We start from the raw sequence: 12,254 nt of genomic DNA, 5'->3' as shown, positions 1-12,254 counted from the left end.
ATGGGCCTTGCCGGGCCTCCCCCTGGGCCCCACGGCCGCACAGGCCAGTACGAAGGACTGGCGGACCACACCCGGCAGCGTGAGAGACTGGTCTAGACAACTGTCACGACTTTGAAGGGCAACACCATGGCAGAGCGCCGCGTCAATGTCGGTTGGGCCGAGGGCCTGCACGCCCGCCCCGCGTCGATCTTCGTCCGTGCGGCCACCGCCTCCGGCGTCCCGATGACAATCGCCAAGGCTGATGGCAACCCCGTCAACGCGGCCTCCATGCTCGCGGTCCTCGGTCTGGGCGCCCAGGGCGGCGAGGAGATCGTGCTGGCCTCCGAGGCCGAGGGCGCCGAGGCAGCCCTCGACCGTCTGGCCAAGCTCGTCGCCGAGGGTCTCGAGGAGCTCCCCGAGACCGTCTGAGTCCGCCAGGACCTCTGCTGTATGCGGCGGCCCCGCCGTGGCAACCGGACCGGTTTTCACGGCGGGGCCGTTTCGCTGGGCCGGCATCCGGGACGCCGGGGCGCTCGTCCGCCATGCCCGACGGCCTGCGCGGCGGGCACGCCGGATACGCCGCACGCCGGATACGCCGGATACGCCGGTGTGCATTATGCGGGACGGGGACGCGGAATTTCCTGGGACCGCCATCGGGGATCCGTAAGGAAAAGCGCACACCATTAACCGCACCTGGTGCGGTAAAAATCAGGCAGGCACGCCAATTCAGACGCGGACCGAATAGCGCGCGACCATGCGCCGCGGCAGCCTATTCCGCACTTCTTTGTATACGGGGCGATTGTTAAGGGCGGAGGCGTGCCGTGTTGACGGGCCGTTTCGGATCCCTCACCTCGGCATTGGCGGGGAGCCGCAGCCGGTAGACCGGAAGCGAGCGCTCGACATGAGTTGCCATCAGGGCGCGCGCCCGTTCGGCGTCCCCCCGGGCCACCGCGTCCAGCACCGCGCCGTGTTCGTCCCAGGACTCACCGGCCCGGGGCGGCAGTTCCACCGTGTACATCCACTCGATCTTGCGCCGCAGCTGGGTCAGCAGCGCCGTCAGACTGGGGCTGCCGACTGCCTGAGCGAGTGTTTCGTGGAACCAGCCGTCCAGTTGGCGCAGATCTGCGGGATTGCCGTGACGGGCCCGCTCGCGGCCGAGCCGCACCAGGCCGCGGAGCACCTTCAGGTGGGCCGGGCTGCGGCGGGCGGCCGCGCGGGCGGCGCCCAGCGGCTCCAACAGGGCGCGGATGTCGAGGAGATCGGCGGCCTCCTGCTCGGTGGGCTCGGCGACACAGGCGCCCGCGTGGTGGCGGGTGGTGACGAAGCCCTCGGACTGCAGGGTGCGCAGCGCTTCACGGACCGGCACCCGGGAGACGCCGTAACGGGCCGCCAGGATCTCCTCGATCAGCCGGCTCCCCGGCGCCAGTGCGCCGGAGACAATGTCGTCGCGAATCGCCGTGCACACCGCATGCGCGGAAATATGGCCTCGCATCTTCCGTGCCTCCGCCGTAATCCCCTGGAAACGCCGCCGGTCGGCGACTTTTCCGTGACTCTATTCGACCGGCACGGCTTTTCCGACGGCCTCGGGTTATTCATGGATATTTTTTGGCCGGAAGTCGCGGGCCACCGGCGTATCCGGTGCGTATCGCCCGCACTCCGGATACGCCGAAGCCCCGGCCGTGGGGCCGGGGCTCCGGAAGGACTCGGCGTGTGGCGCAGGCCCCGTACGGGGCGCGGCGCCGACGCGGGGGGATCAGACGTTGACGCCGTGCCCGCGCAGGTACGCGATCGGGTCGATGTCCGAGCCGTAGTCAGCGCCGGTGCGGGCCTCGAAGTGCAGATGCGGGCCGGTGACGTTGCCGGTGGCGCCGGAGAGGCCGATCTGCTGGCCCGGGGTGACCTGCTGGCCGACCGAGACGCCGAGCGACGACAGGTGACCGTACTGGGTGTACGTGCCGTCGTTCATCTTGATCACGATGTTGTTGCCGTACGAGCCGCCCCAGCCGGCCTCGACGACGGTGCCCGAGCCGACCGCGTGGACGCTGGTGCCGGAGGCGGCGTGGAAGTCGATGCCGGTGTGGCTGCCGGAGGACCACAGTCCGCTGGAGGCCTTGTAGGCGGTGGAGACGTAGGAGTCGGCGATGGGGGAGACAAAGGCGTTGAGGCGCTTGCGCTCCGCGTCGCGGGCGGCGCGGACCTTGGCCTCGTGGGCGGCCTTGGCCTTCTTCTTCGCGGCCTCGGCACGCCGCTTCGCCTCGTCGGCCTGCTTCTTGGCGACGGCCTCGGCCTTCGCCTTCGCCGCGGCGGCCTCGGCGTCGGCCTGCTGCGCGTCGGCCTGGGCCTCGACACGGTTGGCGAGCTCGTCCCCCAGCACGACGGCGTGCTGCAGTCCGGTGTCGTGGAGGCGTGCCTCGTCCGTCGCGGCCAGCGCCGGCGAGGCCACGGAGGCGACCACACCGCCGGCCGCGAGGGTGGCTATGCCGGCGACGTTGCGGGTCGTCCGAACGGGACGGCTCGCGCGACGGTGCTTCCCGGTGGCACGGATGAACGCCATGTGCTGGCTTGTCCTTTCCTTCCTTCTCGCCTACCGGGTTAGCTGACGGGTTCGGAGCAGGAAGGTCTCCTACGGGCTCCTCGGAGAGGAGTCCGATTCACCCCAAGGGACATTTGGGTCCCCGGCTCCCCTGGCTTGCGCCGTACGGGGACTCGGCGATGACTGTCCGGTGCCACTGTTGTGGCGGACTTGTGACGAACAGCCGGACCGACGCTAAACGGGGCAACTTTCAATCGGCAAACAGAACCGGTTTTTTGTGCGGGATGCCACAAGAACCGGGGCACCAGCTGCGATAAAACGGACATACGGCGGCTCCCGTGGTGAACGAGCACCACGGGAGCCGCACGGTCGTCATATGACCTTCCGTCACACGGGAGGGGCTAGCCGCTGACGACGGTCACCTCACCGATGCCCAGCGCCTTGACCGGCTCGGCGATCTGTGCGGCATCGCCCACCAGGACCGTCACCAGCCGGTCCACGGGGAAGGCGCTGACCGCCGCCGCGGTGGCCTCGACCGTGCCGGTCTCCGCGAGGCGGGCGTACAACTGCGCCTGGAAGTCGTCCGGGAGCTGCTGCTCCACCTGGTCGGCGAGGGTGCCCGCGACGGCCGCCGCGGTCTCGTACTTCAGCGGCGCGACCCCGACGAGGTTCTGCACGGCGACATCCCGCTCGTCGTCCGTCAGCCCCTCTGCCGCGAGGGTGCGCAGTACCTTCCACAGGTCCTCGAGCGCCGGGACGGTGGAGCCGGTGTCCACCGAGCCGCTGATGGCGAGCAGCGCGGCGCCCGTGGACCCCTCGGGGGAGGTGGGGGCGGTGGACCGGAGCACCTGGCCGAAGGCGCGCACCCCGTAGGTGTAGCCCTTCTCCTCCCGCAGCACTCGGTCCAGACGGGAGGTGAGGGTGCCGCCCAGGCAGTACGTGCCGAGCACCTGTGCGGGCCACACCCGGTCGTGCCGGTCGGCACCGATACGGCCGATGAGCAGCTGCGTCTGGACGGCGCCGGGGCGGTCCACGATCACCACCCGGCCGGTGTCGTCGGCGACGATCGGCGCGGCCTTCAGCGGCTCGGACGTCGAGCCGCTCCAGGCGCCGAGCGTGTCGGCGAGCGCCGTGCCGAGGTCGACGCCGGTGAAGTCACCGACGATGACGGCGGTGGCCGTGGCGGGCCGTACATGGGCGTCGTAGAAGGCGCGGACGGCCGCTGCGTCGATGCGGGCGACGGTGTCCTCGGTGCCCTGGCGGGGCCGCGACATGCGGGCGGTGGCCGGGAACAGTTCCTTCGACAGGGCCATGGCGGCGCGGCGGGCCGGGTTGGCGAGCTCGTGCGGGATCTCGTCGAGACGGTTGCGTACCAGCCGCTCGACCTCGCTCTCCGGGAAGGCGGGCGCCCGGAGCGCGTCGGCGAGCAGGCCGAGCGCACGGGTCAGCCGGGACGCCGGCACTTCGAGGGAGACCCGTACGCCGGGGTGGTCGGCGTGCGCGTCCAGGGTGGCGCCGCAGCGCTCCAGCTCGGCGGCGAACTCCTCCGCGTCATGGGTGTCGGTGCCCTCGGACAGCGCACGCGCCATGATCGTCGCGACGCCGTCCAGACCCTCGGGTTCGGCGTCCAGCGGCGCGACGAGGTTGATCTCGACGGCGACGACCTGCTGGCCGGGGCGGTGGCTGGTCAGGAGCGTGAGCCCGTTGGGCAGTTGGCTGCGCTCGGGGGCCGGGAAGGCCCACGGCCTGGGCGCGCCGCCCTGGGGCTGCGGGTGGAAGTCCATGGTGCTCACGGGGGAATCGGCGTGGGTGGTGGCGTCGCTCACTGGTCCGCCTCCCCTTCCTCGGTGTCGGCGGCGTCGGACGGCTCGGTGGGCTCGTAGACGAGCACCGCGCGGTTGTCAGGGCGCAGCCGGGCCTTGGCGACCGCCTGCACCTCCTCGGGGGTGATGTCCAGGACGCGCTGGACGGCGGACAGCGCGAGCTGCGGGTCGCCGAACAGGACGGCGAAGCGGCACAGTTCGTCGGCGCGGCCGCTGACCGTGGCCAGCCGGTCCAGCCACTCGCGCTCCAGCTGGGCCTGCGCCCGCTCCATCTCCTCCGGGGTCGGCCCCTCGGCGGCGAAACGGGCCAGCTCCTCGTCGACCGCACGCTCGATGTCCGGAACCTCGACCCCGCCGGACGTCTTCACGTCCAGCCAGCCCAGCGAGGGGGCGCCGGCCAGCCGCAGCAGGCCGAAGCCGGCGGCGACGGCGCTGCGGTCGCGGCGCACCAGCCGGTTGTACAGGCGGGAGGACTCGCCGCCGCCCAGGACGGTCAGCGCGAGGTCCGCGGCGTCCACCTCACGGGTGCCGTCGTGCGGCAGGCGGTACGCCGCCATGAGGGCGCGGGAGGGCACGTCCTCCTCGACGACCTCGCGCAGCTCGCCGCCGAGGACGTCGGGCAGGGTGCCGTCCCGGGGCGGCTGCTTGCCGTCGTGCGAGGGGATGGAGCCGAAGTACTTCTCGATCCAGGCCAGCGTCCGCTCGGGGTCGATGTCGCCGACGACCGACAGGACGGCGTTGTTGGGCGCGTAGTACGTACGGAAGAACGCCCGCGCGTCCTCCAGGGAGGCCGCGTCCAGATCGGCCATCGACCCGATGGGCGTGTGGTGGTACGGGTGGCCCTCGGGGTACGCCATGGCCGTCAGCTTCTCGAAGGCCGTGCCGTAGGGGACGTTGTCGTAGCGCTGGCGGCGCTCGTTCTTGACGACGTCGCGCTGGTTCTCCAGGGACTCGTCGTCCAGCGCGGTGAGCAGCGAGCCCATCCGGTCCGCCTCAAGCCAGAGCGCGAGCTCCAGCTCATGGGCGGGCATGGTCTCGAAGTAGTTGGTCCGCTCGAAGCTCGTGGTGCCGTTGAGCGAACCGCCGGCGCCCTGCACCAGCTCGAAGTGGCCGTTGCCCTTCACCTGCGCGGAACCCTGGAACATCAGATGCTCGAAGAGGTGAGCCAGGCCGGTACGGCCCTTGACCTCGTGGCGGGAGCCGACGTCGTACCACAGGCAGACCGCTGCTACCGGGGTCAGGTGGTCTTCGGAGAGCACCACGCGCAGGCCATTGGCCAGCCGGTGCTCGGTCGCTGTCAGGCCGCCGGAGCCGGCTTGTTCTGTGGCCGTGTGACCCATGGGCATGTACGTCCCTTCGATCCGCTTGCGAGGAAGTTCTGTCACTGTATGCAAGCGCGTCGGCATCTGGCGAAGTTCCCGTCCGACCGGCCCCGAACGTGCGCCGCGCTCGGCCCCGAGGGAGCAGAAGGGGGAGTCGCGGTCGGCGTTGTCAGTGGGGCGGTCCACAATGGTCCGCGTCAGACTCAGACATACTCGCGGGTCGATCCCCCAGCTGGTTGACCCGACTGGCTGACCCGACGCTTTCCCGACATCGGCAGTAGACGCAGCAGAAGGAGCCGCAGCCGCGATGGCCCGCCGCAGCACGAAGACCCCGCCGCCGGACGACTTCGAGGAGAGGATCCTCGACATCGACGTCGTCGACGAGATGCAGGGTTCCTTCCTTGAGTACGCGTATTCGGTCATCTACTCGCGCGCCCTGCCGGACGCCCGCGACGGTCTCAAGCCCGTACACCGCCGCATTTTGTACCAGATGAACGAAATGGGGCTGCGCCCCGACCGCGGGTACGTCAAGTGCGCCCGCGTCGTCGGCGAGGTGATGGGTAAGCTCCATCCGCACGGCGACGCCTCGATCTACGACGCGCTGGTGCGCATGGCACAGCCGTTCTCCATGCGGCTGCCGCTGGTGGACGGCCACGGCAACTTCGGTTCCCTGGGCAATGACGACCCGCCCGCCGCGATGCGGTACACCGAGTGCCGGATGGCGTCCGCCACCTCCCTGATGACGGAGTCCATCGACGAGGACACCGTCGACTTCGCGCCGAACTACGACGGCCAGGAGCAGGAACCGGCCGCCCTCCCCGCCGCGTATCCGAACCTCCTCGTCAACGGCACCTCCGGTATCGCCGTCGGTATGGCGACGAACATGCCGCCGCACAACCTGGGTGAGGTCATCGCCGCGGCCCGCCATCTGATCAAGCACCCCAACGCGGATCTCGACACCCTGATGCGCTTCGTGCCGGGTCCCGATCTGCCGACGGGCGGCCGGATCGTGGGTCTCGGCGGCGTACGGGACGCGTACGAGAAGGGCCGTGGCACGTTCAAGATCCGTGCGACGGTCACCGTGGAGAACGTCAGCGCCCGCCGCAAGGGCCTGGTCGTCACCGAACTTCCCTTCATGGTCGGCCCCGAGAAGGTCATCTCCAAGATCAAGGACCTGGTCGGTTCGAAGAAGCTCCAGGGCATCGCGGACGTCAAGGACCTCACCGACCGCGAGCACGGCCTGCGGCTGGTGATCGAGGTCAAGAACGGCTTCAACCCCGAGGCCGTATTGGAGCAGCTCTACAAGCTCACGCCGATGGAGGAGTCCTTCGGCATCAACAACGTCGCGCTGGTGGACGGTCAGCCGCTGACGCTGGGCCTCAAGGAGCTGCTGGAGGTCTATGTCGACCACCGCTTCAATGTGGTGCGCCGGCGCAGCGAGTTCCGGCGGACCAAGCGGCGCGACCGTCTCCACCTGGTCGAGGGCCTGCTGACGGCCCTGCTGGACATCGACGAGGTCATCCGCCTCATCCGCTCCAGCGAGAACAGCGCACAGGCCAAGGAGCGGCTGATCGAGCACTTCTCGCTGAGCGACATCCAGACGCAGTACATCCTCGACACCCCGCTGCGCCGGCTGACCAAGTTCGACCGTATCGAGCTGGAGTCGGAGCGTGACCGGCTGCAGGACGAGATTGAGAAGCTGACGCAGATCCTGGAGTCGGACACCGAGCTGCGCAAGCTGGTCTCCGGCGAGCTGGCCGCGGTCGCGAAGAAGTACGGCACGGACCGGCGGACGGTGCTGCTGGAGTCGGCGGGCACCTCGGTCGGCGCGGTGCCGCTGGAGGTCTCCGACGACCCGTGCCGGGTGCTGCTCTCCTCTACGGGCCTGTTGGCGCGTACGGTTACCGGGGATGTGGCCTTCGACGCCGACGCCAAGCGCGTCAAGCACGATGTGATCGTTTCGGCGGTGCCGGCGACGACCCGTGGCGAGGTGGGGGCGGTGACGTCCCTGGGCCGGCTGCTGCGGATCGCGGTGATCGACCTGCCCCAGCTCCCGGAGACCGCGGCGGCGCCCAGCCTCTCCGGTGGCGCGCAGCTCTCCGAGTTCCTCACCCTGGAGGACGGCGAGGAGCTGGTCTGTCTGACCACGCTGGACGAGTCCTCGCCGGGCCTGGCGCTCGGCACGGAACAGGGCGTCGTCAAGCGGGTGGTGCCCGACTACCCCGCCAACAAGGAGGAGTTGGAAGTCATCACCCTCAAGGAGGGCGACCGGATCGTGGGCGCGGTCGAGCTGCGCACCGGTGAGGAGGACCTGGTCTTCATCACCAACGAGGCGCAGCTGCTGCGCTATCCGGCGTCGCAGGTACGGCCGCAGGGCCGGCCCGCGAGCGGTATGACGGGCGTCAAGCTGAGCGAGGGCGCGAAGGTGATCTCGTTCGCCGCGGTCGATCCGGCCACGGACGCCATGGTGTTCACGGTCGCCGGCTCGCACGGCACGCTGGACGACTCGGCGGCGACGGCCAAGCTCACCCCGTTCGACCAGTACCCGCGCAAGGGCCGGGCGACCGGCGGTGTGCGCTGCCAGCGGTTCCTGAAGGGCGAGGACTGTCTGAGCCAGGCGTGGACCGTGCCGGCTCCGGTACGGGCCGCGGATGCCAAGGGGAACCCGGTCGAACTGCCGGAGGTGGACCCGCGCCGGGACGGCTCGGGAGTGCCGCTGACGAAGCCGGTGACGGCGCTGGCGGGGCCGGTGTAACCAGCAGCCGCGGTGGCAGAGGTGGTCGACGCCGTCGGGCCGGTGAACAGCCGGCCCGACGGCGTCACCCGTCTTCCGCTTCCTCGCGTGCTGCCACGTACCGCAGGACACCCCACATGCTGTTCGGATCGGCTTCCGACGGTGCGCCCTCCCGGCAGTTCTCCAGCTCCTTGCGCAGGGCCGGGGCGTCGATGCCGCTGCCGATCATGACGAGCTGGGTGCACCGCTCCTCGCCCTTCGGCCACGGCGCGGGGTAGAAGCGCAGGAAGTCACCGACGGCGTGCACCGTGAACTTCTGGCGGTTCTCCGGCACGTCGAAGTGGACGAAGCCCTTGATGCGGTACAGGCCGGCCGGGCGGCTGTCGAGGAAGTCCATGAGACGGCGCGGGTGCATCGGCTCGGCGGAGGTGAACTCCACACTCTCGTAGGCGGCGTGGAGGTGCCCTGCGTGGTGGGTGTGGCCGGGGTGGCCGCAATCGCCAAGGGGGCCGCAGCGGTCGTCGGCGTCGTGGGCGGGGGCCCCGCTCGCCGCGGCCTCACGCAGCAGGTCCTCGAAGGACAGCTGGCGGACGGCCGCGTCGTGGTCCTCGCCCGGTCCGCGGTCGAAGAACAGCTCGGGGTCGACCCGCCCGTATGCGGTGCAGATCACCGGGCGGCCGGGAGCGAGGCCGGCGAGCGTGTCCATGAGTGACTGCCGCGCCGTGTCGCCGATGCGATCGGCCTTGTTGAGCACCACGATGTCGGCGATGCTCACATGCCGGTCCAGTTCGGGATGCCGGGCCCGGGTGTCGTCGAACTCCGCGGCGTCGACGACCTCGATCAGCCCGCCGTAGACGATCCGGTCGTTGTCGCTGGCGAGGATCATCCGGATGAGTTCCTGCGGCTCGGCCAGCCCGCTGGCCTCGATGACGATCACGTCGATACGGGCGGCGGGGCGGGCCAGCCGTTCCAGGTAGGTGTCCAGCTCGCTGGTGTCGACCGCGCAGCACAGACAGCCGTTGCCGAGCGAGACCATCGAGTCGACCTGGCCGGCGACGGTCATGGCGTCGATCTCGATGCTGCCGAAGTCGTTGACGATCGCGCCGATTCGGGTGCCGTCGCCGGTGCCGAGCAGATGGTTGAGGAGGGTGGTCTTGCCCGACCCGAGGAAGCCCGCGAGCACGACGACCGGGATCTGTTGCGTGGCCAAGGGGGGCGCCTCCATGGTGCGGGTGGCGGGCCGCGCGGACCGGCGGCGGACGAGCTGTCGATCGTAACGGACCGCCGGCGGCACGGGCCCGGCCCGCACCTCCCCTGCCGCCTTCCCCGCTAACGGGGTGCGACGACGGGGAGCGGCTGCGGCGGAGGCGGTCCGACATACCGGGCCGCAGGGCGAATGATCTTCGAATCCTCGGCCTGCTCCAGGATGTTGGCGCTCCAGCCGACCACCCTGGCGGCGCAGAAGGTGGGCGTGAACATCTCGCGCGGCAGTCCGCACAGCTCCATGACGACCCCCGCGTAGAGCTCCACATTGATGTGCAGCTCACGGCCGGGCTTGAGCTCGGCCAGCAGCTCTTCGACCCTCGCCTCCACTTGGACGGCGAATTCCACCAGCGGGCCACCGAACCGCTCGGCAATACCTCGCAGCATCCGGGAGCGCGGGTCCTCGGTGCGGTAGACGGAGTGACCGAACCCCATGATCCGGTCGCCGCGCAGCACACGGTCGCGGATCCAGGCGTCGATGCGGTCGGGGGTCCCGATGGCGTCGAGCATGTCCAGTGCGCGGCTGGGCGCACCGCCGTGCAGCGGCCCGGAGAGCGCGCCGACGGCGCCGACGAGGCAGGCCGCGAGGTCGGCGCCGGTGGAGGTGATGACGCGTGCGGTGAAGGTCGAGGCGTTGAAACCGTGGTCGATGGTGGAGATCAAATACGCCTCGATGGCCCGGACCTGGTCCGGCTCAGGCTCATCGCCGGTGAGCATGTAGAGGTAGTTGGCCGCGTGGCCGAGATCCGTGCGCGGCTCGATGGGCTGCAGGCCCTGGCCGAGCCGGTGCAACGCGGTGATCAGGGTCGGTACGGCGGCACAGGCAGCGAGCGCGTCGGCACGGCGGCGGCCGGCGTCAATGTCGTACAGCGGCCGGAAGCCCAGCGTTGCACCGAGCAGCGACAGCGCGGTGCGCAGCCCGGCGAGCGAACCGGAGAGCGAACCGGCACGGGCGAGGGCGGGCAACGCGTCACGTACGGCCGCGGGCAGTGTGCGCAGCGCGGCGGTCTCAGCCCTGAACGCCGCCAGCTGCGCGGCGTCCGGCAGCTCCCCGTGGAACATCAGGTACCAGACGTCCTCGAAGGTGCGGGCGGTGGCCAGCTCGACGGCGGAGTACTGGCGGTAGTGGTAGAAGCCCTCGGCACCCCGGACGTCGCCGAGTTGGGTCTCGGTGACGATGACGCCCGCAAGCCCCCGTGGAGCGACGATCGGTGCATTCACCTCGGCGGTCGGCATGGCTGATCTCCTTGCTCTTCCTCACCTCGAATATTGATCTGACTGTCTATGCTTGACTCAACAGTTGTCAACATTGATTGAATCAATATGGATGAGCTGGATACGGTGGCCCCATGGCGGATCGAGAAGCGGTGCAAGGTATGGGCGGCCAGCGGCTGAGCACCCGGGAGGCGGCCGACCGGCTCGGCGTGAAACCGGAGACGGTGTATGCCTACGTCAGCCGCGGCCAGCTCACCAGCCGCCGCGAGCCGGGCGGCCGCGGCAGCACCTTCGATGCGAAGGAGGTCGACGCACTCGCCCGCCGCGCCGGGCGCCGCGAACCTTCCACCTCCGGTGGCGAGTTGGCGGTCCGCACGGGCATCACACTGATCGACCGCGACCACTGCTACTTCCGCGGCGTCGACACGTCGGAACTTGCCGCCCACTACAGCTACGAGGAAGTTGCCGAGTGGCTGTGGACCGGCGAAATGCGGCCCGGCATCCACTTCGCAGCGCCGCAGGACGCCCTGTCCGCCGCCGGCCGAGCCGTACAGGCACTGCCAACCCACAGCGGACCGATGGACCGGCTACGGGTCGCCGTGATCGCCGCTGCGGCCACCGACCCGCTGCGCTTCGACCTGTCCGAGGACACCGTCGTCGAGACCGCACGCAGCCTCATTCCGACCCTTGTCGACGCCTTGCCGTCCCACGCCCCGAAGCAGCGCACTGCTGACCCACTCGCGCCACGCCTCTGGTCACGGCTGACCGCCGAACCGGCCGACGCCGCGGTACTCCGCGTCCTGGACGCCGCACTGGTCCTGCTCATCGACCACGACCTCGCCGCCTCGACATTCGCGGTCCGGGTCGCCGCCTCCGCCCGCGCCCATCCCTATGCGATCGTCTCGGCCGGCTTCGGGGCACTGGACGGCGTGCTGCACGGCGCGGCGAGCGGGCTCGCCCACCGAACGCTGCTGGAGGTGCTGGACCGGGGCAACGCAGCCGCCGTTGTCGCCGACCACCTGCGGGCCGGCCGCCGGGTACCGGGCCTCGGCCACCCCCTCTACCCGGGCGAGGACCCACGAGCCCGCACCCTCTTCCAGCTCCTGGAAGACGTACCGCGGGCCCGCCGCGCCCTGGAGGCCGCCCGCCAAGTGATCGCCACAACGGCCCGGCACACGGAACTGCACGCCAACGTCGACCTGGCCTTGGCCGTACTGACCGTCTCGACAGGCATGCCGACCGAGGCAGGCGAGACCGTCTTCGCCATCTCCCGCACGGCCGGCTGGATCGCCCACGCCCTGGAGGAGTACAACGAACGCCCTCTCCGTATGCGCCCCAACGGCCAGTACCACGGCCCCCGCCCGCCACAACCGTTGCCATGACAG

The 12,254-nt window shown here is 70.3% G+C and carries 9 protein-coding genes and 1 riboswitch; of the genes, 3 read left to right on the top strand and 6 right to left on the bottom strand.

The window, feature by feature from the left end:
• The first annotated feature begins 126 nt into the window (after positions 1-126).
• Positions 127-408, top strand: coding sequence for an HPr family phosphocarrier protein (locus AB0C46_RS18885; RefSeq protein WP_362828935.1), 282 nt, complete (start codon positions 127-129; stop codon positions 406-408).
• Positions 409-781: 373 nt separating this feature from the next.
• On the opposite strand, the gene AB0C46_RS18880 is transcribed toward AB0C46_RS18885, so the two are convergent.
• The 4 genes from AB0C46_RS18880 to AB0C46_RS18865 all read right to left on the bottom strand — a co-directional run bounded on the left by AB0C46_RS18880 (position 782) and on the right by AB0C46_RS18865 (position 5,675).
• Positions 782-1,471: a GntR family transcriptional regulator gene (locus AB0C46_RS18880; RefSeq protein WP_362828934.1), complete on the bottom strand. Its 690-nt coding sequence runs from the start codon at positions 1,469-1,471 to the stop codon at positions 782-784.
• A gap of 261 nt (positions 1,472-1,732) precedes the next feature.
• Complete coding sequence (locus AB0C46_RS18875; protein ID WP_362828933.1) at positions 1,733-2,533, bottom strand: M23 family metallopeptidase; 801 nt, start codon at positions 2,531-2,533, stop codon at positions 1,733-1,735.
• 12 nt (positions 2,534-2,545) lie between these two features.
• A riboswitch (cyclic di-AMP (ydaO/yuaA leader) is annotated at positions 2,546-2,701 on the bottom strand.
• A gap of 212 nt (positions 2,702-2,913) precedes the next feature.
• Positions 2,914-4,296 (bottom strand): pitrilysin family protein, encoded by a 1,383-nt coding sequence (locus AB0C46_RS18870; RefSeq protein ID WP_362828986.1) that lies wholly within the window; start codon positions 4,294-4,296, stop codon positions 2,914-2,916.
• Positions 4,297-4,334: 38 nt separating this feature from the next.
• A complete protein-coding gene (locus AB0C46_RS18865; protein WP_362828985.1) occupies positions 4,335-5,675 on the bottom strand; it encodes a pitrilysin family protein in 1,341 nt (446 codons plus the stop codon).
• A 289-nt stretch (positions 5,676-5,964) separates the two neighbouring features.
• Here AB0C46_RS18865 and AB0C46_RS18860 point away from each other — a divergent pair, with 289 nt between their 5' ends.
• Complete coding sequence (locus tag AB0C46_RS18860) at positions 5,965-8,412, top strand: DNA topoisomerase IV subunit A (protein ID WP_362828931.1); 2,448 nt, start codon at positions 5,965-5,967, stop codon at positions 8,410-8,412.
• 64 nt (positions 8,413-8,476) lie between these two features.
• On the opposite strand, the gene AB0C46_RS18855 is transcribed toward AB0C46_RS18860, so the two are convergent.
• Both AB0C46_RS18855 and AB0C46_RS18850 read right to left on the bottom strand, forming a co-directional pair.
• The gene (locus AB0C46_RS18855) at positions 8,477-9,601 is read right to left on the bottom strand and encodes a CobW family GTP-binding protein (RefSeq protein ID WP_362828930.1); all 1,125 of its coding nucleotides are present in this window, start codon (positions 9,599-9,601) and stop codon (positions 8,477-8,479) included.
• Positions 9,602-9,720: 119 nt separating this feature from the next.
• Positions 9,721-10,890: a citrate synthase/methylcitrate synthase gene (locus AB0C46_RS18850; protein ID WP_362828929.1), complete on the bottom strand. Its 1,170-nt coding sequence runs from the start codon at positions 10,888-10,890 to the stop codon at positions 9,721-9,723.
• Positions 10,891-11,003: 113 nt separating this feature from the next.
• Here AB0C46_RS18850 and AB0C46_RS18845 point away from each other — a divergent pair, with 113 nt between their 5' ends.
• The gene (locus tag AB0C46_RS18845; RefSeq protein WP_362828928.1) at positions 11,004-12,251 is read left to right on the top strand and encodes a citrate synthase; all 1,248 of its coding nucleotides are present in this window, start codon (positions 11,004-11,006) and stop codon (positions 12,249-12,251) included.
• Positions 12,252-12,254 lie beyond the last annotated feature (3 nt).

It is taken from the genome of Streptomyces sp. NPDC048637, assembly GCF_040650675.1.
Classification (GTDB): domain Bacteria; phylum Actinomycetota; class Actinomycetes; order Streptomycetales; family Streptomycetaceae; genus Streptomyces.
Note: the sequence above shows the minus strand (reverse complement) of the source record. Positions and strands in the feature narration are given on the sequence as shown.

What these genes read in the sequence shown, in the direction of transcription:
- AB0C46_RS18885 (WP_362828935.1), top strand. Translation starts at nt 127, where the DNA reads ATGGCAGAGCGCCGCGTCAATGTCGGTTGGGCCGAGGGCCTGCACGCC.
- AB0C46_RS18880 (WP_362828934.1), bottom strand. Translation starts at nt 1,471, where the DNA reads ATGCGAGGCCATATTTCCGCGCATGCGGTGTGCACGGCGATTCGCGAC.
- AB0C46_RS18875 (WP_362828933.1), bottom strand. Translation starts at nt 2,533, where the DNA reads ATGGCGTTCATCCGTGCCACCGGGAAGCACCGTCGCGCGAGCCGTCCC.
- AB0C46_RS18870 (WP_362828986.1), bottom strand. Translation starts at nt 4,296, where the DNA reads ATGGACTTCCACCCGCAGCCCCAGGGCGGCGCGCCCAGGCCGTGGGCC.
- AB0C46_RS18865 (WP_362828985.1), bottom strand. Translation starts at nt 5,675, where the DNA reads ATGGGTCACACGGCCACAGAACAAGCCGGCTCCGGCGGCCTGACAGCG.
- AB0C46_RS18860 (WP_362828931.1), top strand. Translation starts at nt 5,965, where the DNA reads ATGGCCCGCCGCAGCACGAAGACCCCGCCGCCGGACGACTTCGAGGAG.
- AB0C46_RS18850 (WP_362828929.1), bottom strand. Translation starts at nt 10,890, where the DNA reads ATGCCGACCGCCGAGGTGAATGCACCGATCGTCGCTCCACGGGGGCTT.
- AB0C46_RS18845 (WP_362828928.1), top strand. Translation starts at nt 11,004, where the DNA reads ATGGCGGATCGAGAAGCGGTGCAAGGTATGGGCGGCCAGCGGCTGAGC.